Here is a 24651-nt window from a genome sequence, read left to right on the forward strand (position 1 = left end):
CTCTTTATCCCAAGTTATTCAACATAACTTACCATTATTCTCCCTATAAGAAAGCATCCTTCTCAATCATCTGTAACTCAGCTAACAGTTTAACTCTTCCTCCAAGCTGATTTAACTTACTGTGTCCCTCTTATCAATTTATTACACTCTTAAAAATTATTCTATGCAACTTATTATCTTTAAAATTTTACCCAACTCGCCCTACGATACTCATCCATTCATCATATAACAGTGATATATTTTAAGCGAACCCTTTGCTGCAATCAATATCGCAAACACACAATGCCCTCTGTCACACATTTGCAAAATACACAACGCCCCCAAACACCATCATCAGTCACGAGGCCCTTCTTTATGTATAGAGGAAAGTAAATTCTTCTCACTATTTATCATACACAAATTTACCAATAAATTCCATCATAACATCAATACCTTCAAAACAAACACAACACAGCACAAGTCTCTCCCCTTATTGAGAAAACTCATTTCCTCAATTTTACCTTTTTTGTTTTCCGTATATTTTCTAGATTTATCATATTACCAATAAAATAAGGGAAAGATAACATTTATCTTTCCCTTATAGCGTTTATTAATACTTAAATTTATTAATACTTAAAAACCACAACTGCAATTCAGTAAAATTACAAAATCCAATGCCCCCGTTGATTGTTAGAGAAAATACTACAGATTACTCTGCTGCCTCCAATATAGGAATGACTGAAACATAGGAACGGTTACCTGCTTTCCGTTGAAAAGAAACCTTTCCTCTTGATAAAGCAAAAAGCGTATGGTCTTTTCCCATGCCGACATTGTCACCAGCATGCCAACGTGTACCACGCTGACGGATGATAATATTTCCAGCGATAACGGTTTCACCACCAAATTTTTTAACGCCTAGACGTTTCGATTCTGAATCGCGACCATTACGCGAGGAACCACCAGCTTTTTTATGTGCCATAGACGCTCTCCTTTAATCTTTCTTACTTTTTGATGCTACAGCCGCTTTCTTCTGCGATGCAGTCTTTTTTTCAGCCGTTTTTTCAGCCTTCTTCTCAACAACAGCATCTTTTGTTTCTTTTGCTGCCGTTGCTTCCTCTTTTATGGGTTTTGCAGCTGCTTTTTTAGGCTTTGAACCACCCATTAAAATCTCTAAAACACGCAGTGTTGTAAATTCTTGACGATGACCACGCGTACGTTTAGAATTCTGACGGCGGCGTTTCTTAAACGCGATAACCTTGCGCCCACGTGTCTGTTCTAAAATCTCAGCTGTCACCAGCGCATCAGCAACAACAGGGGTTCCGATAACTGCATTACCTTCTTGCCCAACCATCAAGATATCATTGAATTCAACAACATCACCCGCATTTCCACTCACTTTTTCAACTTTTACCACTTGGTTAGCAACAATGCGGTATTGCTTACCACCGGTTTTAATGACTGCGAACATTTTTTATCCTTCCGTTCACTCCAGCTCTTATTTAATTTCTACCTTGAAATAAGGGAAAATAAGCTGCTTTTTATCAGTCGTAACCAATCTTCAAGAAGGATAAAACCTTCCTCAACACAAAAATACGCAGATTTCTCCACGCTCATATCCTGCATATATGAAGGAATTTCTATTCTCTGTCAATAAAGTCCCATAAAAAAGAAAAAAAGGTTGTACCAAAAACAATTGAAGGTTATCTACCCATCATATACTATACTTAACTTAAATAGTGTCCATTTTTGTTGTACTTCATATGGAGAGGTGGCTGAGTGGTTGAAAGCACCGCACTCGAAATGCGGCATAGGGGTGACTCTATCGAGGGTTCAAATCCCTCTCTCTCCGCCATTGACTTAAAACAAACTTGTCTATGCTCAGTATAGTATAGCTTAAAGCGCAGCTTTTGCAGGATTTTTGTGGTTTGCAATTGGCCAGTTTGCTCCCATCTATGCCTGTCACTATGCATCCCTAGAAATTGGTATTAGATTTCCACGAGTTTTATAATTTCTAGGCTCCTCCTCTTCCGATCCTTAGATTTCCTAATCTGGTATAAAATATCTCTTCAAATATTATGAAAGACTTTTGCCAATCACAACCTTTAATAGAGTTTTAGAAACCATGGTGACCATAGGGCTCCGTTTATTAACGGGCTCAAGGCGTTTTATCTGCATCAGAGGTTTTTATATTAATAAGCCCCTCAAACTTTTTTCATACAATGTGCGCATTTAGAATGAATATTATGAGTATTTATTCTAAATTTTTCTCTCTTCTTATAATCACAAAAAGGCGTGTAATAATTGAATATCTTTCATACAGTGCTTTCTTTTATTTCTAAGCTTTTTAAGTAAATAGATAGTCCTTGTAAAATAAATAAAGGTGCGCAAAACCCTATGAATATACAGAGACCGTATAATGTAGAAAATGGAAAAAAGTTTGCTGCATATAAAAGTACAATAGAAAATAAAGCTGTTATAATCCGCACGCTGGCATCACCGATCAAAATCACCTCCGCCAAATTGTCACTAGGTGTAACAGCTTGACCAATTGTTATCCCAGATACCCTAAAATAAAATTGCCCAATGCCTAATAAAAAGCCCATGATATAGAGAGAATATTGGGTGAAATTTAAATATAAAACAAAAGAAATTGCGATTATTGCAAAAGCCGGTGCCCCCCACACAAAGACACGAATTAAAGATGGAAATTTCCGTAAATAATAGGATGAGACAAAGCCATTGATTACAAAACCCAACGCTAACAAAGCGAAAATAAAATTTTGAATGGCTGTAAATTGTATATTATCTGATGTTATCGATGAAAGAATAAGTGGTAATAAAACGAGTGCTCCAGTATAGAGAAAATTATTCAAAATACGATTAATCGTCAAAAAACGCAAAGCAGAAATTCGCCAAAGGTACTTAAAACCAGCTCCATAAGCTCTTTGGGTTGCTTCTTTCGATGGCTCTTTTATCTTATTTATTTGTTGTATAGACTTTATATGAAACCATAGACCAGCATTTAAAAGATAAACAAAGACAACAAAGGCTATAGCTATTTTATGCCCAAAATGTGCAATTATAAAATATATAAGCAATGGAGACACAATAATAAAAAACTGACAGCAACTCGTATAAAATGCAAAAATACTGGCTTTTTGTTTAGGGTCTGGAATCAATTTATTCAAGGCAGTGTTATTATTTGGGTTATCAGCCCCCATCAATAGTGCGAGTAAAAAAAACACAAATAAAATAAGTACTGAGTTGTTTATGAATAATAAGAAAGACAACAAGCCCGCACAAATAATTTGACTATAAAATCCAATGATAAAACCTTGATAGCGGACTAACACATTCCCCAAACAAAAGCCTGCGATTCCGATTGCGATTAAATTAATAACATTTAAAGCAGCAGACGCTTGTCCCGTTTTATCTTGTAATTGTAATAAAGAAAGGCCTATAGATAGTACACCGCTTGCACAAAAACTTGTCAAACATCCAATCAAAATCATAAGAAAAACAGAATTACGCAATCGTTTTCTCACCTCTAGGCAAAATGTTAAGCCGTTTTATGCTTTTCTTCATCGTCGAATATAGCTCGGTACTAAATTCTGATTTTTCATAAAATTTGAATATAAATGCGTTGTAGGTATTTATTTTGCGCAAGTCATCTATCAGTATCAATTCTATATGAGACAACGTTGTGCTCATAAATTGAAATAAAGAATAGAAAACGGCTCTCCAATACATATGGAGAGACTCCCTTACCAAATAATTTTCTAAGACATATTTCAAATGACAACCATCTAAAGTATGTTGCGCAATGGTACTACGAATGATAAATACAAATAGCATCCCCTTTATACACAGGACAAGAAGAAATATTTTTATCTCTTATGATAATTATAAAAACTTTCAGCAAGTAGATCTTTTAAATTTAGACTAACCACAAAAAGATTGGATTCTCATTTTCGAGCAACACGAGACAAAGCCAACTTCACTGCTAAAGTTCCCATAACCGCTCAATCAGATTCTCTGGATAAGCTTTTTTAAATTTCCCGTCCAATCCTCTCTGATGATCCCTCATAATCCCTCTATGCTCCAAAGTGATAACTTAACCCACGATTTCGGAGAACACCTCTCTAGAGGCAAAAGATCTTCTCATAAAATATCTATCTCTTTCTGACCGCAAAGCATTTAAAGCCTTTTTTCACATGGATAGTTATTTCACAAACACTGTATGGAACCTGTAAAATCTGTTTTTTGTTCTTTTTTTGATTTATTGCAAAAATCCAATTCAAAAATAAGGGAGCACCGAATAAAATAGAGCATTGTCTCATATTTCTCTCTCACTCTACCGTCAAAACTACGATCAGATTATATTTATTTTGCGCGTCTTGCTTGAATATGGGCGAGCAATCCTAGTGTTGAACTATCGCGATTATCCGCTTTACTTTCTCCACGAAGAATGGGGAGTAACTCATTTGCTAATTCTTTACCAAGTTCAACACCCCATTGATCAAATGAATTAATATTCATTAAAGTCCCTTCAACAAAAATACGATGTTCATAAAGCGCAATGAGACGACCGAGTGCAAACGGCGTTAATGAATCTTGAACCAGCGTCATGCTGGGACGATTTCCTTTAAAACTTCTATGAAGTGCTAAATAATCTGCTTCACGTTCATCAACACCATTTTTTATTAAGATATGCCGAGCATCTTCAACACTACGTCCTTTCATCAAGGCTTTTGATTGCGCTAAACCGTTTGCTAGCAACATCTCATACATAGAATGTAAATTTTTCTCATGCCCTTTTATAAATAAAATAAATTCTACAGGAACAACATCGGTTCCTTGATGCAGAAGCTGAAAAAAAGCATGTTGGCTATTTGTTCCTGAATCACCCCAAACGATCGGACCACTTGAAAAATTTAGTAGTTTTCCATCCAGCGAGACTTGCTTCCCATTTGATTCCATATCAAGCTGTTGTAAATAAGCTGGAAAATGTATTAAGCGCTGTGCATAGGGAATGATAGAGCGTGATGAATAACCACAAATAACACGATGCCAGAACCCTAAAAGAGCAAATCGAATAGGAATATTTTTATGCAAAGGCATGGTTTTAAAATGTTGGTCCATTTGTAAAGCACCACTGAGAAATTGGCGAAAGTTTCGCCCCCCTACTGCAAACATAACAACAAGCCCAATGGCGGACCAAATTGAATAACGTCCTCCAACCCAATCCCAAAATTTAAAAACTCTTGTGGAATCTATGCCAAATTCCGCCACTTTATCAAGCGCACTCGAAACAGCAACAAAATGCGTGTGAATAGCTTTTTCCCCTAAATGTGAACAAATCCACTGACGTGCAACTTGAGCGTTTATAATTGTTTCAGCCGTTGTAAAAGTTTTAGAAGCAATGACAAAAAGTGTTGTTGCTGGATTCAAAAGAGAGAGTGTATCGGAAATATGGGCACTGTCAGCGTTAGAAACAAAATGGCAACGTGGACCATCATGATAAGGTTTTAAAGCATATGTGACCATTGCAGGACCAAGATCAGAACCCCCAATACCAATATTGACAATATCCCTTATTCTCTTTCCACTACTTCCCTTATAGCTGCCATCACGTACCTTTTCAGAAAATCTCTCCATATCTTTAAGGACGTCTTGAATATCGCCAATAAGATTATGACCATTCAGCATGAAAATTTCGTCAGCAGGTAAACGTAATGCAATATGAAGAACGGAGCGTTTTTCAGTTGTATTAATGGCTTGGCCCGAAAACATTGCATCACGCCGCCCCAACACATCTGCTGCGACAGCTAAATCATCTAGAAGTTGCAATGTTTTGAATGTTACACCACATTTTGAAAAATCGAAAAGAAGATCATCAAGTCTGAGAGAAAAATGGGAAAAACGCTGATCATCCTCCACAAAATGCTGACGAATATCATAGACTCCATCCTTTACAGCATGGTTTTTTAAAGCTCTTAATGCGGCTTCAAAAGCCTTTTCATTTCGAATCGAAAAGCTATTTGCCATAAGCTTATCCTATATGATTATTGATCATGAAATCTCTGTCCAAACAATAACAAAGTAGAAAACGTCTCCTTGATTGCTTGCTCTTTTCACTGCTCACACAAAAAATGAAGGAATATAAAAGTAAAAAATAAGATCTGAAAATGATATTTTTACAAGAATAAACTTTCAAATCTTTTCTACTGAATACATCATTTAACTTGATTGAGTTCTTTGGTTAAGCGCAAATCCTCTTCTGCTTTTGATCTTATAAAACGCCCTAAAAAAAGATAAACAACCGGTGTAACATAAAGCGTAAAAATCGTTGCTAGACCTAAACCACCAACAATAACCCAACCTAAAGCTATACGAGCTTCTGCACCAGCACCTTTGGCTAAAACCAAAGGAATCCCTCCTAAAATGGCACAAATCATTGTCATACAAACTGGACGAAGGCGAATATTTGCTGCTTCTTCTACAGCTTCACGCACGCTTCTTCCCTGATCCCGTAATTGATCTGCAAATTCAACAATCAGAATACCATTCTTTGCCATAACGCCAATTAACAAAATTAATCCAATTTGACTGTAAATATTAAGACTCACATCACTTAAGAGCATAGCAATCACAGCACAACCAATCCCTAATGGAACAGTGGCCATGATAATGAATCCTGAAATAAAGCTTTCAAACTGAGCCGCTAAAACCAATAAAATAATCAAAAAGGCAATGCCAAAAACAATCATAAAATTGGAAGATGTTTCATGAAGTGTTTCGGCTTCTCCTAAGGGGACCACATAGGTTCCTTTCGATAATAAAGGAGAAGCAATTTTCTGCACAGTTTGGTAAGCATCCCCTAAGGTGATATCTGGAGCAAGATTTGCGCTTAAAATGACAGCGCTCATACGCTTTTCCCGTTTTAATTGGGGGGCGATAGCTTTTTCATGTAAATGCGCAATAACAGATAAAGGAACATATCGATTATCTTTGGTCTTTAAAAAAATATTTTCTAAATCACTAGGACTCTTCATGGGATTTTTACGCGATATCAATTTAACATCGTAAGAATGATCATCCACGTTAATGGAACCAATCTTTTTACCATCCAACATTGCTTGTAATGTATCGCCCAAATTGGTGATATCAATTCCTAAATCGGAGGCTTTTTTTCGATTTATTTCAATAAAAAATTGCGGTTGTGTGGCATCAACAGTAAGACGTGGGCGAATAAAACGCCGATCAGCTTGTAAAGCGCGCACTAACGTATCAGCAATGGGTTGTAATGTCGCATAATCATTGCCAAGAATTGCAAATTGTAACCCTTGCCCCGTTCCTCTCACACCTAGAGAATTTCCCTGTGCAGCAAACACAAAAACTGCTGGAAATTGCCTAACCTTTGCATTAACATCTTTCACAATTTCTTGCTGATTGCGTAAACGTTTATCCCAAGACGAAAGCAATAAAACCAAAAAAGCAGTATTGGGCGAACCGCCAATACCCGCGATAGAGTAACTATTAGCTATCTCACCTGCATCACGTAATGGCTGTAAACTTTCTTCAATTTGCTCTACTTGCTCATTCAAATATTGTGTTGAAATACCTTGTGGTCCATTAATGACCAAAAAGATAAGAGCTCTATCTTCTGCTGGTGTTAATTCTTGTTGCAACTTCGTATAGCCTCCAACACAAAGCGCTGCAAAAACAAGTGAACCAAAAACAACAGCCCAAGGCTTTCCTAAACACTTATGCAAACTGTACGTATAAGCCTTATGAAACAAAGCACCCCATTTATATAAAAAAGTAAAGTGATGATGGGCTTTTCCCTCTTTCTCCTCAATATGTTCTTTGAGAAAACGTGAAGCCAGCATGGGACAAAGCGTTAAGGCAACGATTGAAGAAAGCAAAATAGAAATTGCCAAAACAAAACCAAATTCTCTAAAAAGTCCTCCAACTTGTCCAGGAAGAAAGGAAATAGGGACAAACACAGCCACTAAAGTCAATGTTGTTGCGACAACAGCAAAAAAGACTTCACGGGTTCCTAACACCGCTGCGGCCCTAGGACCTATCCCCATATTGCGCCATCGAACAATATTTTCCAGAACAACAATAGCATCATCCACAACAAGCCCTGTTGCCAAAACAAGTCCTAAAAATGTGAGAATATTCAATGAAAACCCTACAAGATAAATAGCCGCAATAGTCCCAATCAAAGCGACGGGAAGAGATACGGCAGGTATAAGCGTTACACGAATGTCTCTGAGAAAAAGAAAAATAACCAAGATAACGCTCAAAATAGCAATGACCAACGCAACCTCAACCTCATGAAGAGCGCTTTTAATAAAAATTGCATCGTCACTAATAACGTCTATATGTACAGAAGAAGGAACAACACTTTTGAGATTATCAACAACAGCTCTCACGCCTGCAGAAATATTAAGAGTGTTGGATTGTGCTTTACGCACAATACCTAATCCAATCCCTGTCTTTCCGTTGATACGAAGAATAACATTTTCTATATCGGGTGATAAAGTCACATGCGCCACATCACCAAGATATACATGAGGCTTTAAAACAACTTGTTCAAAAGATTCTGGTGTTGTTAAACGTGCAGTGGCGCGGACAACTAAAGTTTGTTTAGAATTGCGCAATGATCCTACGGGCACATCCGTTGTCATATCAGCAAGAACACGTGAAATATCTGCGACAGTTAATCCATAACTTGCAAGTTTTGCTTGATCTATATCAATCTGAAAAATCTTTGTACGAGCACTATCAATCTGAACATCACCAACGCCATCAACCGCAGAAATGGCATCAACGATCTGATCATCTACAACTGTTGTTAAATCATCAATACTCATTGTTGGTGATGTCACAACCAAATACATCATGGCTGCAGCATTCGAATCTGCTTTAATAATCAAAGGTGAATCGGCATTTTTGGGTAAAGAATAAGCAATGCGAGACAGAGCATCACGGATATCAGATGCCGCTACATTTAAATCAACACCGACATTAAAATTAATCTGTACACGGGAACGTCCAAAAGAAGATGTTGAAGAAATCGTCTTAACACCTGAAACACGAGAAACGACATCTTCTATAACTTTTGTCACTTCACGATCAATTGTTTCCGCCGACGCTCCAGAAAATATCGTCACAATCGTTGTTACTGGCGTATCAACATCTGGTAATTCTCGCACATCAACATTCAACCATGCTGCAAATCCTGCAATGATGATCATGGCATTTATAACAAAAGTAAAAACCGGTCTTCGAATAAATAAGGCAATGAGACCACCTAGCTCCGCCTGTGACATTGGCTGTTTTGTGCTCAATTCTTGGCTCATTGTATACCCATTCCATAAACTGCTGATAATTGCTGTTGATGGGACTTTGGATCATCAATAATTATTACTTTACTCCCTGGATAAAGCATTTGCACCCCTTGAATAACAACTTGATCACCATTTTCCAGAGGGGCTTTCACAAAAACTTGATCTGCTTTATGCTGAATAATCGATACAGGGATAGACTCTACTTTGCCTTCTCTCACACGCCAAACGAATGACCCTTTACTATTCCATTGAATCGCGAGAGGATTAACGACAGGGAAAGATCCACCATGGAATCGTAAGGCAACAGAAAAGGACATACCAGACATGAGTGTATCTTTTTCATTATTGATTTCAACCTGAGCGTGAAGTGTACGGCTTTCTGGGTCAACGACATTATCAATCGCGTAAATGTGACCAACAAAAGATTTATCTGGCTGCGCTGTTAATGTTGCTGTTACCTCATCTCCCTTATGGATTCGTGAAACATATCGTTCAGGGGCCCATATATCGACCAAAATACGTTCTCTATTCTCAATACGGCCTATTACAGTATTAAGGGTCACGTTATTCCCCGCATCAACGGGTAGAATACCAATAACTCCAGGAATCGGTGCACGAATTGTTCGCCGCTCCAGGTCTACCTCAGCATTACGCAAAACAAAATTTGCGTTATCCAACTCTAAGCGCGCTGTAATTTCTTGAACTTCCGTTGCTGTATTGCCAGCACGTAATTTAAGAATACGTGAAAGTGTTAAAGCATTATTATCACGTTGTACTTTTGCTTTTGCAGTTGCTATTTCCTCCTTTTTAGAATCAAGCTTTGCAATTACGTCTCCCACTTGTACTTTTGTACCAGCAGACACAAAAAGCTTATCAATAACACCTGGTAATAAAGGGGTTAAATATACCTCAGCAAGTGCTTGTCCACTCCCTAGAACGTTAAGTTGTTCATAAAAATCTTGGACTTTTACAAGATCAACGACAACATTCGTCGGGGGTCTTCCCATTTTTCCCTTTGAATCTTTATACGATATACTTGTTTTATCCACTATAGAAATGGGTTGTTCTGTGCTCTGTTTTCCAGCCCAATAAGTAGCCGTTAAAACAACAATTAAAAACACCAATGGAAAGATCTTTTTTAATAACGCCATACACCTACCCTTACTGTATCATGTTTATCTGAAATAGTGTTCAACAGTCATATCGGCGTTTTACACAAAAACCCAACAGCAGGTATATATCTTACCCCCCACCGCAAAAACATATATCATCTCTGGCTGACTATCGTTCATAGACGAAAACGTCAAGTTAACTATCGTTCATATTGCGTGGTAAGGTCACAACAGGAAAATGACCCTATCAAAAATCCAATTGCAACCATAATATATTATAATTTTTTTTAATATCTCACAAAAAAAAGAGATTTTTTTTATGACGCCCCAAGTTTCACTTGCATTTCTTTAATGAAACGATTAGGAACCCATTGTCTTAGACAATGTAGAAAATCGCAATGTGTGCACCCGTAGCTCAGCTGGATAGAGCACCAGACTACGAATCTGGGGGTCAGGAGTTCGAATCTCTTCGGGTGCGCCATCTATCAATAAATTCAATATCTTGCTCATGAATTCAAGCCTTTTGAATTTTTTTATGTGATTTATTTTTTGCTTACCTTTGGTCTTCTTATGGCTTTTTATTTCATTCTATTTTGAGTCGTTTCTTAGCTATTTTGATAGAATGGGATGTTGTGCGGCCTTCAATCCAGCCCAAAGGTGTTTTTTATTAGCAATAATCGTGGAGATTACATAAGTTGGTGTGTGCTGTTGCTTTCTTTTTTCAAGCTATGCGCTTGTTTTTGATTTCTTCTAGATTATACTTTTTCATCAACGGGTATTTCTGAGCATTTCATTTCTGTCCGCCCCATCTTAAGAGGGACTCCACAAATTGCGGTTTAGCGACCTCTAAAACTTTTTCAGTGTACTATTCGGAATAACAGATATAAGATATCAAAATCGCTGCGTAAAAAGTTCTTAAATTAATTATCCAAAGACTTTTTTCTGATATTCATCATGAGCTGATATTAAGCGTAATATTGCAGACTAGCTAAGAACTTATCGAAACTAAAAACATAGAGATTCTTTTTTCCCAAAAACAATAAAACTCCTCTTGCCGTTCTTTAGTATTATCGCTTGCGCGACACATCATTGACCTCTATGATATCTTATACTTTCTATTCTCTATGGTTTTTTTTCATTAATCCATAGAATACAGATCCCAAATGTTAATAAAAGCTTAGTTTAAAGAATTTTTCCATGCCTAAAACAGATATTGAAATTGCTCGCACTGCTAAAAAGCAGCATATTACTGAAATTGCACAAAAAATTGGTATCGCACATGAAAATCTCATTCCCTATGGCCATGATAAAGCTAAAATTTCTTCTGCATACATAAAATCGCTCAATAAAAATCCAGATGGTAAACTTATCCTCGTCACGGCTATCAATCCCACACCTGCTGGAGAAGGAAAAACTACAACAACGGTTGGACTAAATGATGCTCTTAATCTCATTGGCAAAAAAACAATAGCCACTTTGAGAGAACCGTCTTTAGGCCCCTGTTTTGGTGTAAAGGGTGGTGCTGCTGGTGGTGGTTATGCGCAAGTCATCCCAATGGATGATCTTAATTTACATTTTACCGGTGATTTTCATGCTATTACAGCAGCGCATAATCTTCTTGCCGCGATGATCGATAATCACATCTATTGGGGAAATACTCTCAACATTGATCCACGTCGTATTGTTTGGAAGCGCGTTCTTGATATGAATGACCGTGCATTGCGCGATATTGTTATTTCATTGGGGGGCATAACAAATGGTTTTCCACGCCAAACAGGTTTTGACATTACTGTTGCATCAGAAATTATGGCACTTCTTTGTCTCTCTGAAAATTTAGAAAACCTTACACAAAGACTCAAAAAAGTGATTGTTGCCTATCGTTATGATAAAACGCCCATAACAGTGGCTGATCTCAATGCAGAAGGCGCAATGGCAGTTCTTCTCAAAGATGCCATACAACCCAATCTTGTACAAACAATTGAAAATAATCCTGTTCTCGTTCATGGAGGGCCTTTTGCCAATATTGCTCATGGTTGTAACTCAGTTATAGCAACAAAAACCGCTTTAAAATTGGCTGATTATGTTGTCACGGAAGCAGGATTTGGAGCCGATCTTGGAGCAGAAAAATTCTTCAACATAAAATGTCGGCAAGCAGGCATTGTACCAAATGCAACAGTGATTGTTGCAACGATTCGTGCATTAAAAATGAATGGTGGGTTGGATAAAAATAATCTGACAGAAGAAAATATCACCGCTTTAGAAAAGGGAGCCACTAATCTTTTAAGACATATCAAAAATATGGAGCTCTACGATATCCCTTGTGTTGTAGCAATTAATCATTTTGACAGTGATAGCGATGCTGAAATAAAAACATTACAAAAAATAGTTGCAGCAACTGGACACAAAGCTATTGTCTGTAAGCATTGGGAACAAGGTGGAAAAGGTGCTATAGAACTTGCACAAGAACTTATTGCCTTAATTGAAAAACAAGATTCCGATTTTAAAGTGCTCTATCAAGATGATATTCCCCTCGTTCAAAAAATTAATTGTATTATAACAAAGTTATACGGTGGGCGTGGCGCTATCATCTCAGCGCCTATTCTTAAACAACTTGAATCTTGGGAAAAAGAAGGTTTTGGCACCTACCCTATTTGTATGGCAAAAACACCTTATTCTTTTTCTGCTGATCCCAAGCAATATGGTGCTCCTGTTGATTTTGAAATTCCTATACGAGAAGTTCGTCTCTGTGCGGGAGCCGGCTTTATTGTTGTCATTTGTGGAGATGTTATGACCATGCCCGGCTTACCGCATTATCCTGCCGCTGAAAAAATCCATCTTGATGAAAATGATAATATACAAGGGCTTTCATAAGTTTATAACCATAAACTCTATCCTTTATTATAAAAAGTATTTTATTACAAAAAGAATAGAATTTTAAAAAGTTATATAGACAAATGTCTTATTTATATGATATAAGCCTTTGTCCTTTTAGATATGTCTTTAAAAGGACGTAGGTTTTTCCTATCATTTATGACACTGAAAAAAGCAGGATAAATAGTGCAAGTACTCGTTCGTGATAATAATGTTGACCAAGCGCTTCGCGCGTTGAAAAAAAAGATGCAGCGTGAAGGTATCTTCCGTGAAATGAAAATGCGTAGTTATTATGAAAAGCCATCTGAAAAACGTGCTCGTGAAAAAGCTGAGGCTATTCGTCGTACACGTAAGCTTGCTCGTAAGCGTGCGCAAAGAGAGGGTTTTGTTAGTAACGGACGGAGTGTTGCGGTGAAGTGATACACTTTTGATGCATCATAGAATTGCATAAGCAATAGAGAATAAGTTACCGGAAAAATTTATCTTCATAAGCAAGTGTAATAAGGTGTTTGTTTGTGCAGTATTGTGTTGTGTTTTAGTTACATAAATGAATATATTAATTATCTGAAAGAGCTAAATTTTTTTGTCATAGAGATGCAGTTTTCTTCACTCTTGTGGTTTTCAAAAACAGATAACATAACGATACTTTAGATATTTAAGGGACTTGTTCCTGTATAAAATGTGGAGTGAGTGTAAGATATTTATTACCACTTTTTGCTATAATTCTCCTCCTTCTTTTTATCTCTCACATAACTATTTCTTATATGCACGTCTGATGATGATTTTCTTTTTTTCTTCTTAAATATTCTGCATCTTTCGAAGATTTTAGAGCAGATTGCAAAACCAAATGACTATCGCAATATGCAGTTGTGTGTGGAAGGGTATGAAAATATATAGTCCTCTGTCTCTTTGCTTATGTAATTAATCTCATAAGCGTATCGAATAATCCCTCTTCTTTCATCAAACTTTTTATACTGAGCTGAAATAAAAGAAAATTGAAAATAAACAAAGAAAACACTCTTATTTTAATATGGGTGCAAGTGTCTTATATACCTATTTTTGATGAAAATGGTTTTACAATTTAAATAACGAGTTTAAATTGATCCCTTACAGCATATTCTCTCAACATCCTCTCATATTGAATCAATCAAGTTTTCTTGCTTGTACATCGACAAGCGGAATTTATTATGCAAATAAAATAACAATGCTTCTTATAAACGCTCCAAATAATAGGAATAATATTACATTGAGATCTGTGAAATAGAATGACGGCACTACCTTATTAACATACGGATAAGCACTATCATTGCGTAAGATCACTACAGAGCAAATTTCATATATTAAATTATCACAAAAACTATCCTGTTAAAATTAGCTCTTTATATATCAACTTATTCTATAATGTTGCTCATATTTTTACGCTTAAATGCTTCATACATCGTATTCTTTTGTCCATTCAAAACTGTCTTCTCAAACCAAACCATAATCCTTTTACTGAACAGTTTTCGTATTCATAACATGCATAACTGTACTTTTATTTCGAGAAACACTCTTGGAAAAAAGAGACAAAATTTTAGCTCTGATTTCCTATACAAAACTGCTCCGGCCACAATATACTTGATACTTGGCTATTTTAATATTTTTCTCACGCATACAAATCGCTAAAAACCCAATATTTATCTACAACTATCCCCTCATAAACACCCTAAAGTACTCAAAAATTCAAACTTTTGTTTCTTTATTTTGCTCTTCTTCCAACAATTTTTTCATTGTTTAGATCTCATTAACGAGCGATATGGCATAATTTTTTTATCAGTCTCCAATCTTATCTTCCAGATTTTAAATGACTAATATATGACGAAATAAAGGAGTTCAGTGTGCAAAATTCTTGTTGGTTTCGCGTTTTAATGCTTGCATCATGTATCTTAATAGCAAAAGTCATTGTATTGGGTCCACCACGTTTGTTGCACGCACAAACCTTTAATCAAAATTTAGGTCCCAGTGGTTTACCCCTTCCGCGATTTGCTTCGATTAAACCCACTCGTGTTAATGTACGCGTTGGGCCAGGAAGCAACTATTCTATTATTTTTACCTACAAAAAGAAGGGGTTACCTATTGAAATCATACAAGAATATGATCAATGGCGCAAAATTCGTGATGCAGAAGGCGATGAAGGGTGGGTATATCAATCGCTTTTATCAGGAAAGCGAACGGCTATAACTATTCCATGGCAAAAAGATAAAACAAAAAGGCTGATGCTACGAAACAAACCCACTGACGACGCACAACTAGTGGCAGAAGTAGAGCCTAATGTCATTGGCAATATCCACCAATGCGATGGACAATGGTGCGAAATCACTCTTAATAACGTTCATGGATGGCTCCATCAACCTCAATTATGGGGAATCTATCCTGATGAAAAAATAAAAGGTTGGTGAATGCTCAAATGCATCAAGTTTAATTTTCATTCCTCATTGAATATGCTTATTCCCTATCACAAGATTGATTTTTTTGTTTCAAGCGAACGATCAAATCAACATGTGAAATTTCCATACCTTCTGGTGGTGTAGGCAAATTTCCAATAATGGGAAATTCTTCTAAATTGCAAGGAATATCAAGGATATGATTTTCACCTTCTATATAAAAATGGTAGTGATCAGAGGTATTTGTATCAAACCAAGTCTTCGAACCCTCTACGGCAATAATCCGTAATAATCCCGCTTCAGTAAATTGATGAAGCGTATTGTAAACCGTTGCTAAGGATACAGGAACACCTGCCCTCACCGCTTCCTCATAGAGCTCTTCAGCCGTAATATGACGATTTCCTTCAGAAAAAATCATATGTGCAAGCTCTAATCGCTGACGTGTTGGACGCAAACCATTTTCACGCAAACGTTTTTGTAACATAGAAGTGGAATAATATTGCACACCTTCTCCACATTCTCTTGTGGACTGTTGCTTTTCATTCATATCTAAATTGTCTGCATTCCCTGACATATTACGAACCAAAATATCTCCCTGCTTCAATAAGATAAAAATATAAAAAATGGGAACAGTATGGTGCAATCTTGTATTCCATTTTTAAATAATTATCTATGTAGAATACATAAAAAAGGGCTTTTGTCACTAAAAATGATATAAAATCATTTCCCTCTCTTTAAAATTTGCTCTAAAAGTAGGTCGGGGAAAAGCGCAGAAATAAAGATATATGCAAATAAATGGAGTAACCATGGCTGAACAAAAGTCTCGCTACACTTATGAAGAGCTTCTAAGCTGCGCTCGCGGCGAAATGTTTGGTAAGGGTAATGCGCAATTGCCGGCACCGCCAATGTTGATGATTGATCGAATCACTCAAATCAGTGAAACTGGTGGTAAATACGATAAAGGAATGGTTCGTGCCGAATTTGACATTACACCAGACCACTGGTTCTTTAATTGTCACTTTATAGGTGATCCCGTTATGCCAGGATGTCTTGGATTGGATGGTATGTGGCAATTAACAGGTTTTTTTCTTGGTTGGTTGGGAGAACCAGGGAAAGGAAGAGCGATATCAACAGGTGAAGTGAAATTATCAGGTATGGTAACACCACAAACCAAACTTCTTGAATATGGAATAGATTTTAAGCGTATTCGACGGGGAAATTTAGTCTTGGGAATAGCTGATGGATGGCTCAAAGCAGATGGAGAAACTATTTATAAAGCGAATGATTTGCGCGTTGCTTTATTCAAGGAAGATTGAATTTATTTTCATCAGGAAGAATTTTTTACTATTCTGTATGGAATAAGGAGGTATGAATGCGTCGTGTTGTTGTAACCGGAATGGGAATTGTTTCCGCGATTGGAAATGACCCCCAAGCCGTTTTAACCAGTTTACGTGAAGCAAAATCCGGAATTTCTTACGCACCTCAATATGCTGAGTTAGGCTTTCGTAGCAGAGTTTACGGTAAGCCTGATATTAATATAGAAGAACGCGTTGACCGACGCGCTTTACGTTTTCATGGACGTGGAACAGCATGGAATCATATTGCAATGGATCAAGCAATTGCTGATGCTGGTTTAGAGCCTCATGAAGTATCAAACGAACACACAGGGATTATTATGGGTTCCGGAGGTGCTTCAACGCAGTCAATCGTAGAAGCAGCCGATATTACACGCCAAAAGGGTCCAAAGCGTGTTGGGCCTTTTGTTGTGCCTAAAGCGATGAGTTCTACAGCTTCAGCAACACTGGCAACTTTTTTTAAGATAAAAGGGGTCAACTATTCAATCTCTTCAGCTTGTGCTACCTCCAATCATTGTATTGGAAACGCTTATGAAATGATCCAATATGGTAAACAGGACCGCGTCTTTGCCGGTGGCTGCGAGGATTTGGATTGGACACTCTCTGTTTTATTTGATGCTATGGGCGCTATGTCTAGTAGATATAATGACATCCCTCATAAAGCTTCACGGGCCTACGATGTCAATCGTGATGGATTTGTTATTGCTGGAGGTGCTGGCGTTTTAGTCCTTGAAGAACTAGAATGTGCTAAAGCCCGTGGGGCAAAAATCTATGGAGAAATCGTTGGATATGGTGCGACATCCGATGGACATGATATGGTTGCTCCATCAGGAGAGGGAGCAGAACGGTGCATGCGCATGGCCCTTGCAAAAGTCCACGATAAAATTGATTATATCAATCCCCATGCAACAGCAACACCTGTTGGAGATCCTCCTGAAATAGAAGCTATCCGCCGTATTTTTGGAGCAGGTGATCAATGCCCCCCCATTTCTGCTACCAAATCTCTAACAGGGCATTCCTTAGGAGCCGCAGGTGTTCACGAAGCAATCTATACATTGTTAATGATGAATCATAATTTTATCTGTGAAAGTGCCCATATCGAAGAACTGGATCCAGCTTTTGCTGATATGCCAATTGTTCGTGAACGACGCGATCATCAACAACTGAATACCGTATTGTCAAATACTTTTGGCTTTGGCGGTACCAATGCAACGCTTATTTTTCAACGCTATGTATAAATGAAAGTTCTTAGTAATTGAAAAAAATACGGTCTTACGGAGAATAATATGAAAGGTTTGATGGAGGGCAAACGTGGCCTTATTATGGGAATTGCGAATGACCATTCAATTGCTTGGGGCATTGCCTGTCAACTCGCACAAGCAGGAGCTGAATTAGCCTTAACTTATCAAGGAGATGCTTTCGGAAAACGTGTTCAGCCTCTAGCAGATAAGCTTGGCTGCAAATTAGTTCTAGAGTGTGATGTTGAAAAAATTGAAAATGTTGATGAGGTCTTTGAAAAACTTGAAAAAGAATGGAAAACAATTGATTTTATTGTCCATGCTATTGGTTTTTCAGATAAAAATCAGCTAAAAGGGCGTTACGTTGATGTTACAACGCGTGAAAACTTTCAACGTACAATGGTTATTTCAGCTTATTCCTTTACTGAAATTGCTCAGCGTGCAGAAAAGCTTATGCCTCATGGAGGAGCACTTTTAACCCTTACCTATGGCGCTTCACAGCAAGTTGTCCCTAATTATAATATCATGGGGGTTGCTAAAGCTGCTTTAGAAGCTATGGTCCGTTATTTAGCGGCAGACTTTGGCCCGCAAAATATCCGCGTCAATGCGATTTCAGCTGGTCCTGTTAGAACCTTAGCGGGTAATGGTATTGCAGCTGCACGTGCAATATTTTCACACCAACGACGTAATGCCCCATTACGTCGTACCGTGGATATTCATGAAATTGGAAAATCCGCGCTTTATCTCCTCTCTGACTTGTCATCAGGCGTTACAGGTGAAATTCACTATGTTGATTCAGGCTATAATATCATGTCTATGCCAATACTTGAAGAACTGAAAAAAACTGAAGACTCCCAAGAAGGATAAAAAACATCCGACTTCAAAAATAAAATCGCTCATCTGTAGAGTCCTTTGTTTGCATAGTGATGAGTGCTTTCTCTACTAGATTAAATCTCATGGGGAAAGCCTTCAAATCCAATCTATTGCATAAAAGCTATTAAACGCACAAATAATATTGGAAATCGGATAATAGAAAATTTCTAGCTTAACTTTATATAAATAAGGTGCTACTCCCCTATAAATTTTCTACTATTCTTCAAATATTATTAGCGTTTAAGAGAAAATTAAAATATCTCTTTCATTACATTAGACAAACATATGTAAGTAGAAATAATAAATTATTTTCAAAGAGATACTTAACAAGAGCCAAAACTTTTATATTTCAACTCTACTTCATAAAAAAATCGAATGATATGAATCTGTAATTTTCTGAGATATAACAGACTTATACAATCATCAACACAATCTATTTTATATTTCTATTTGTTACGATTGAAATTATTTAAGAATACAGGATACTACTATATTTCATCCTTGAGAGTGCGACTCAATAATGTATTAGCCGCTTCAGTTATGTCTTTACCACAATAGAGAATTTGATAAATTTGTTCTACAATAGGCACTTCCACCCCAATACGTTGCGCTAACATATGTACTTCCTTGGTATTTAAGTACCCTTCCACAACCTGACCAATTTTTTTTTCCGCTTCTTTTATACCTATTCCTTTACCAAGAAGTATTCCAAAACGGCGATTACGTGATTGATTATCAGTACATGTCAAAACCAGATCACCTAAGCCTGTCATTCCCATAAATGTGGAAAGCTCAGCCCCCATAGCGCCCCCTAAACGACTGATTTCAGCTAATCCTCGTGTGATGAGAGCTGTTCGTGCATTTGCCCCAAATCCCATGCCATCTGATATTCCTGCACCAATAGCAATAACATTTTTGACGGCTCCCCCTAATTGAACACCAATCATATCTGAGCTTTTATAAACTCTAAAACTTTTGTCACAATGAAAAAGTTGCTGCAATTCTTTAGCAAACTCAACATCAGAAGCAGCTATCGTCATTGCAGTAGGCCAACCAATAGCGAGTTCTTTAGCAAAAGTTGGTCCAGAAAAAACAGCTAAAGGGATTTTTTCACCTAAAATCTCACGAGCAACTTCTTGTAAAAAACGTCCTGTACCCTGTTCTAAGCCTTTCGTTGCCCAAATAACACGTGAATGTTTATCCAAATAAGGCTGAATATTATACAACACTTGATGAAATACATGGCTTGGAACAGCGATTAGTATATTGTCACTTGCTGTTATTGCAGTTGCAAGCGAATCTTCAAGTAACAAATTTTCAGGAAATTGAATATCGGGCAAATATACTTGATTACAACGTTGTTCTTGTAATTTCTCGATGTGTTGAGAATTATATCCCCAAAGTAAAACATTATGACCATTACGAGCAAGAGCAATCGCTAACGCAGTACCAAAAGAACCAGCACCAATAACTGTCATTGCAACGGTTTTCATTAAGTTTTCTGATTATTCTCTAAATTGTCGATTTCAGTTGCACGCTATTATTATAAATAACTTCAATGCTCTCTTTAATATAAATCTTGTAAAACTACAATGTTACTTCTTCGTAGCTTTATCTCACATAAACATAAAAATGTGTTCTTCACGCTCTCTTTATCTGTATTGAACTGTACAAATACCATCCTTTGTATATTCTACAAATAGCTCTCTATCTCAAAAATCAAAGCTTGACTAAATGCACAATGGATCGTCTTCTTAAAAATAAAAGCACGTCCAAAATCATGATATGCATTCTATTGATATCTTACCCTTAACCTCCTCTTCATATCCTACGAATCTTTGCGAGTCCCCCTGTAGAGCTTATGCATGCCACATCAGCTCTACAGGTATTTCTCACAACTATTCCACAGGAGAGTGCATACTTGGAGTTTGCTCCATGGGCACTTCTGAACCAGGCACTTGATCTACAGGAGTCTGCATACTTGGAACTTGCTCCATAGGTACTTCTGAACCAGGCGCTTGATCTACAGGAGTCTGCATACTTGGAACTTGCTCCATAGGTACTTCTGAACCAGGCGCTTGATCTACAGGAGTCTGCATACTCGGAACTTGCTCCATAGGTACTTCTGAACCAGGCGCTTGATCTACAGGAGTCTGCATACTCGGAACTTGCTCTATAGGCATTTCTGAACCAGGTACTTGATCTACAGCAGATTGCATACTTGGAGTTTGCTCCATGGAAATTTCTGAGTTCAGCGTCTTTTCTGGCTGTTTTCTTACAGATATATCTTTATTTGATAGCTGCCCAGATACTGAAGAATCATCCATTCTTGATATTTCTGGTTCAATAACACGTCCTGAACCACCCATCATATTATAATTCAAATGGGAAATAGCCCACCACGTACCCCCAATAATAACAAAAACGCAAATAGCAGCAAACCATAAAGCGCTTAAATTCCACTTAGCATCTGGACCAGAGCTCAAGTGTAAAAAGAAAACAATTTGTACTATAATCTGAATAATTGCCATCCCAATAAGATACGCAACCTTTGTACTAATTGCCCAACTTTCCATCATTCCATACATTACAGGAATAAAAGAACCTAAAGTGAAAAATACAGCCAGAATAAAACCGACCAAATAGGAACCAGTACTGGGACCATGTGTTTCTTTTTGCATGCTCATCACAACGCTCCTAACAGATAAACCATGGTGAAAACACCAACCCATACAATATCAAGTAAATGCCAAAAAATGGAAAGGCATGCTAAACGCGTTTTATTATTCTGATCCAAGCCATTATGACGGAGATGAAAAAACATCACAACCATCCAAAGAAGACCAACACTTACGTGAAGTCCATGGGTGCCAACCAAAGCAAAGAATGCTGACCAATAAGCAGAGAGAATTTCTCGACCAAAAAGCTGTAAACCTGTTGCAGGATCGATACCCGCATAAGCATTTGGATCATAATAAAAGACCTCACCCAATAATTCATGGAATTCATAAAGTTCCATACCAATGAAGCAACACCCAAATGCAAAGGTTATGGCCATCCATAAACGCACACCACTGATGTTATTTTTATGTGCCTGTACCATTGCAAAGCCATAAGTGACGGATGAAAACAATAAGAAAGCAGTCTCAACTAAAACAAACTTTAAATCTATAAATTCATTGCCCGCTTTACCGCCCCCATAAGAAGCAGAAAAGACAGCAAAACTTGAAAAAAGTGTCGAAAACAGGATCAAGTCTGAAAGAATATAGACCCAAAAACCAAACGTCATGACCGAGCTACTATCGTGGTGAAGTTTATCCACAGTACTCGCATTATTCATTGTTACTGCACTCATACTGTCACTCCTTGTTTTTTAAGAACAGCTGTAAAGGCATCTTCAGTTTTTTGTACTTCTTCAGCTGAAATATAATAACCATGGTGATCACCTGTTAATGAATGACACACAAGCGTTGCAATAAAACCAACCAGTCCGATCGCAACAAGCCACCAAATGTGCCAAACAAGTGCAAACCCAACAACTAATGAGAAGAAGCCAGCAATAATTCCAGCCGATGTATTCGACGGCATATGAATTTTTGTAAATCCACTTGTCGGACGTTGATAACCACTTTTCTTCATATTCCAATAAGCATCATCAGACTGTATCTTTGGAAGAAGAGCAAAATTATAGGAAGGAGGCGGTGAAGAGGTAAACCATTCAAGTGTACGTGCATCACCCCAAGAATCATTTAACGTTACCGGTAAGTGACCTTTATGCTTAATACCGTACCAAATTGCCAAAACAACCTGTAACACAAAACAAAGGATACCAAGTAAGATAATAAAAGCACCTAGAGCAGCAATAATAAACATCGGCTGCCAACTAGGTTCCATGTAATGCTGAAGACGACGCGTCGCTCCCATTAGCCCAAGGGCATAAACAGGGAAAAAGGCAAGATAAAAACCAATAAACCAACACCAGAAAGATGCAATCCCTAGCATACGATTTGGTTTATAACCAAAAACTTTTGGAAACCAAAAAGCAAGTCCAGCTAAATAAGCAAAAACCACACCTCCAATAATTGTATGGTGGAAATGCGCTACTAAAAAGAGCGAGTTATGAAACTGCCAATCAGCAGGAACAATCGATAATAAAACACCGGTTAATCCACCACCAACAAAGGTAAAGATCATGCCTATGCACCAAAGCATTGGAGGTTCAAAGCGTATCCTTCCTTTATACATCGTGAGCAACCAATTGAAAACTTTTACACCTGTTGGAACGGCAATAATCATCGTTGCGATACTAAAAAAGGTATTTACAGCTTCACCGCCACCCATTGTGAAGAAATGATGCCCCCAAACAAGAAGCGAAAGAATCAAAATAACCAACATGGCCCATATCATGGAAGTGTAACCAAAGAGGCGTTTTGAAGAAAAAGTTGATACGACCTCAGAAACAATTCCAAAAGCAGGAACAACCAAAACATAAACCTCTGGATGACCAAAAACCCAAACATAGTTAATCCATACCATTGGATTTCCGCCACCAACATTGGTAAAGAAATTCATGCTCAGATAACGATCACAGGCCAAAAGTGCAAAGGCTACAGTTAAGACAGGATAAATCACTAAAATAAGGACATTACTGACAAAAGCGCTCCAACAAAAAACAGGCATTCTCATCATTGTCATTCCAGGAGCACGCATCTTAATCATTGTTGCAACGAAATTGATTGCCCCCATAGTTGTCGCAATACCAGAAAGCTGAAGTGACCATAAATAATAGTCTACCCCTGTATCTGGACTCGTTTGCAACTCTGTAAAAGGTGGATACATGAGCCAACCACCACGACCAAAATTACCAACACCTAGCGATATATTAATCAAGATTGCTCCAGCTGCTGTAATCCAAAAACCTAGATTATTTGCAAAGGGAAAAGCAACATCACGCGCACCAATTTGAAGCGGTATAAGATAATTGAAAAGACCAAATAAAATGGGCGTAGCCATGAAAAAAATCATGATCGTGCCATGCGCCGAAAAAATTTGATCAAAATGCTCAGGGGGCAAATAACCTGCTGTCTCACTCCCAAGAGCTAAAGCTTGATGCGTTCGCATCATAAGCGCGTCCGCAAAACCGCGAACAAGCATAATAATTCCAAGTACTATATACATAATACCGATACGTTTATGGTCAACAGTTGTAATCCAATTTCGCCATAAAATCCCCCACCACCCAAGCGCCGTTAAAGCAACAAAAGCAACTAAACCAATTACAACAATCGCGATACATGTATATAAAACGATCGGCTCATGTGCAAGCGCATGAAAAGCACCTGCCGTAGGATCTGTAAGTCTTCCAAACATTTCTCAACCCATTTCAAATGAAATTCAAGTTTAAAAGAAACCTTATGTTAAAAGGGCTCTTTCTCTAT

17 protein-coding genes and 2 tRNA genes are annotated in these 24651 nt (G+C 37.6%); 8 read left to right on the forward strand and 11 right to left on the reverse strand.

What is annotated here, in order from left to right:
• Positions 1–688: 688 nt before the first annotated feature.
• Together rpmA and rplU are read right to left on the reverse strand one after the other, a co-directional pair.
• A complete protein-coding gene (rpmA, locus tag PVV70_RS00055; RefSeq protein ID WP_273757389.1) occupies positions 689–958 on the reverse strand; it encodes a 50S ribosomal protein L27 in 270 nt (89 codons plus the stop codon).
• A 12-nt stretch (positions 959–970) separates the two neighbouring features.
• Complete coding sequence (gene rplU, locus PVV70_RS00060) at positions 971–1447, reverse strand: 50S ribosomal protein L21 (RefSeq protein ID WP_273757390.1); 477 nt, start codon at positions 1445–1447, stop codon at positions 971–973.
• Positions 1448–1741: 294 nt separating this feature from the next.
• Here rplU and PVV70_RS00065 point away from each other — a divergent pair.
• Positions 1742–1831: transfer RNA gene (locus PVV70_RS00065), tRNA-Ser, on the forward strand.
• A gap of 460 nt (positions 1832–2291) precedes the next feature.
• On the opposite strand, the gene PVV70_RS00070 is transcribed toward PVV70_RS00065, so the two are convergent.
• From PVV70_RS00070 to PVV70_RS00085, 4 genes are all read right to left on the reverse strand, one after another.
• On the reverse strand, positions 2292–3524 hold the full coding sequence (locus PVV70_RS00070) for an MFS transporter (RefSeq protein WP_273757391.1): 1233 nt from the start codon (positions 3522–3524) through the stop codon (positions 2292–2294).
• An 838-nt stretch (positions 3525–4362) separates the two neighbouring features.
• Positions 4363–6027 carry a glucose-6-phosphate isomerase gene (gene pgi, locus PVV70_RS00075; RefSeq protein WP_273757392.1) on the reverse strand — a complete coding sequence of 555 codons (1665 nt, stop codon included), beginning with the start codon at positions 6025–6027 and terminating at the stop codon, positions 4363–4365.
• Between the two features lie 188 nt (positions 6028–6215).
• Positions 6216–9353 carry an efflux RND transporter permease subunit gene (locus PVV70_RS00080; RefSeq protein WP_273757393.1) on the reverse strand — a complete coding sequence of 1046 codons (3138 nt, stop codon included), beginning with the start codon at positions 9351–9353 and terminating at the stop codon, positions 6216–6218.
• Entirely contained in the window at positions 9350–10492 is a 1143-nt protein-coding gene (locus tag PVV70_RS00085) for an efflux RND transporter periplasmic adaptor subunit (protein ID WP_273757394.1), read from the reverse strand. The genes PVV70_RS00080 and PVV70_RS00085 overlap by 4 nt, the downstream gene beginning before the upstream one ends.
• A 365-nt stretch (positions 10493–10857) precedes the next feature.
• On the opposite strand from PVV70_RS00085, the gene PVV70_RS00090 reads away from it, so the two are divergent.
• The 4 genes from PVV70_RS00090 (at position 10858) to PVV70_RS00105 (ending at position 15762) form a co-directional block, all read left to right on the forward strand.
• A tRNA-Arg gene (locus tag PVV70_RS00090) sits at positions 10858–10934 on the forward strand.
• A 716-nt stretch (positions 10935–11650) separates the two neighbouring features.
• Positions 11651–13324 carry a formate--tetrahydrofolate ligase gene (locus PVV70_RS00095; protein WP_273757395.1) on the forward strand — a complete coding sequence of 558 codons (1674 nt, stop codon included), beginning with the start codon at positions 11651–11653 and terminating at the stop codon, positions 13322–13324.
• Between the two features lie 186 nt (positions 13325–13510).
• Complete coding sequence (rpsU, locus tag PVV70_RS00100) at positions 13511–13744, forward strand: 30S ribosomal protein S21 (RefSeq protein ID WP_273757396.1); 234 nt, start codon at positions 13511–13513, stop codon at positions 13742–13744.
• A gap of 1457 nt (positions 13745–15201) precedes the next feature.
• A complete protein-coding gene (locus PVV70_RS00105; RefSeq protein WP_273757397.1) occupies positions 15202–15762 on the forward strand; it encodes an SH3 domain-containing protein in 561 nt (186 codons plus the stop codon).
• Between the two features lie 46 nt (positions 15763–15808).
• Here PVV70_RS00105 and irrA read toward each other — a convergent pair whose 3' ends face one another.
• Positions 15809–16321, reverse strand: a complete 513-nt coding sequence (irrA, locus tag PVV70_RS00110) for an iron response transcriptional regulator IrrA (protein WP_273757596.1) — start codon at positions 16319–16321, stop codon at positions 15809–15811.
• Between the two features lie 232 nt (positions 16322–16553).
• Between irrA and fabA the strand changes: the two genes are divergently transcribed.
• From fabA to fabI, 3 genes are read left to right on the forward strand one after another with little or no spacing between them, the layout of a single operon-like run.
• Entirely contained in the window at positions 16554–17063 is a 510-nt protein-coding gene (gene fabA / locus PVV70_RS00115; RefSeq protein ID WP_005774470.1) for a 3-hydroxyacyl-[acyl-carrier-protein] dehydratase FabA, read from the forward strand.
• 56 nt (positions 17064–17119) lie between these two features.
• Positions 17120–18340: a beta-ketoacyl-ACP synthase I gene (gene fabB, locus PVV70_RS00120; RefSeq protein ID WP_273757398.1), complete on the forward strand. Its 1221-nt coding sequence runs from the start codon at positions 17120–17122 to the stop codon at positions 18338–18340.
• 48 nt (positions 18341–18388) lie between these two features.
• Complete coding sequence (fabI, locus tag PVV70_RS00125; protein WP_273757400.1) at positions 18389–19207, forward strand: enoyl-ACP reductase FabI; 819 nt, start codon at positions 18389–18391, stop codon at positions 19205–19207.
• A 494-nt stretch (positions 19208–19701) separates the two neighbouring features.
• Here the strand turns inward: fabI and gpsA are convergent, their stop codons facing one another.
• The 4 genes from gpsA to cyoB form a co-directional block, all read right to left on the reverse strand.
• Positions 19702–20706 carry an NAD(P)H-dependent glycerol-3-phosphate dehydrogenase gene (gpsA, locus tag PVV70_RS00130; RefSeq protein ID WP_273757401.1) on the reverse strand — a complete coding sequence of 335 codons (1005 nt, stop codon included), beginning with the start codon at positions 20704–20706 and terminating at the stop codon, positions 19702–19704.
• Positions 20707–21111: 405 nt separating this feature from the next.
• Positions 21112–21894, reverse strand: a complete 783-nt coding sequence (cyoD, locus tag PVV70_RS00135; RefSeq protein WP_273757402.1) for a cytochrome o ubiquinol oxidase subunit IV — start codon at positions 21892–21894, stop codon at positions 21112–21114.
• A gap of 5 nt (positions 21895–21899) precedes the next feature.
• Positions 21900–22568 carry a cytochrome (ubi)quinol oxidase subunit III gene (locus tag PVV70_RS00140; RefSeq protein WP_273757403.1) on the reverse strand — a complete coding sequence of 223 codons (669 nt, stop codon included), beginning with the start codon at positions 22566–22568 and terminating at the stop codon, positions 21900–21902.
• Positions 22565–24583 carry a cytochrome o ubiquinol oxidase subunit I gene (gene cyoB, locus PVV70_RS00145; RefSeq protein ID WP_273757404.1) on the reverse strand — a complete coding sequence of 673 codons (2019 nt, stop codon included), beginning with the start codon at positions 24581–24583 and terminating at the stop codon, positions 22565–22567. The genes PVV70_RS00140 and cyoB overlap by 4 nt, the downstream gene beginning before the upstream one ends.
• Between the last annotated feature and the right edge of the window lie 68 nt (positions 24584–24651).

Source organism: Bartonella sp. AU55XJBT (genome assembly GCF_028618525.1).

Bases quoted from the DNA above. Each gene is read 5' to 3' on its own strand.
- rpmA (WP_273757389.1), bottom strand. From the start codon at position 958: ATGGCACATAAAAAAGCTGGTGGTTCCTCGCGTAATGGTCGCGATTCA.
- rplU (WP_273757390.1), bottom strand. From the start codon at position 1,447: ATGTTCGCAGTCATTAAAACCGGTGGTAAGCAATACCGCATTGTTGCT.
- pgi (WP_273757392.1), bottom strand. From the start codon at position 6,027: ATGGCAAATAGCTTTTCGATTCGAAATGAAAAGGCTTTTGAAGCCGCA.
- PVV70_RS00080 (WP_273757393.1), bottom strand. From the start codon at position 9,353: ATGAGCCAAGAATTGAGCACAAAACAGCCAATGTCACAGGCGGAGCTA.
- PVV70_RS00085 (WP_273757394.1), bottom strand. From the start codon at position 10,492: ATGGCGTTATTAAAAAAGATCTTTCCATTGGTGTTTTTAATTGTTGTT.
- PVV70_RS00095 (WP_273757395.1), top strand. From the start codon at position 11,651: ATGCCTAAAACAGATATTGAAATTGCTCGCACTGCTAAAAAGCAGCAT.
- irrA (WP_273757596.1), bottom strand. From the start codon at position 16,321: ATGTCAGGGAATGCAGACAATTTAGATATGAATGAAAAGCAACAGTCC.
- fabA (WP_005774470.1), top strand. From the start codon at position 16,554: ATGGCTGAACAAAAGTCTCGCTACACTTATGAAGAGCTTCTAAGCTGC.
- fabB (WP_273757398.1), top strand. From the start codon at position 17,120: ATGCGTCGTGTTGTTGTAACCGGAATGGGAATTGTTTCCGCGATTGGA.
- fabI (WP_273757400.1), top strand. From the start codon at position 18,389: ATGAAAGGTTTGATGGAGGGCAAACGTGGCCTTATTATGGGAATTGCG.
- gpsA (WP_273757401.1), bottom strand. From the start codon at position 20,706: ATGAAAACCGTTGCAATGACAGTTATTGGTGCTGGTTCTTTTGGTACT.
- cyoD (WP_273757402.1), bottom strand. From the start codon at position 21,894: ATGCAAAAAGAAACACATGGTCCCAGTACTGGTTCCTATTTGGTCGGT.
- PVV70_RS00140 (WP_273757403.1), bottom strand. From the start codon at position 22,568: ATGAGTGCAGTAACAATGAATAATGCGAGTACTGTGGATAAACTTCAC.
- cyoB (WP_273757404.1), bottom strand. From the start codon at position 24,583: ATGTTTGGAAGACTTACAGATCCTACGGCAGGTGCTTTTCATGCGCTT.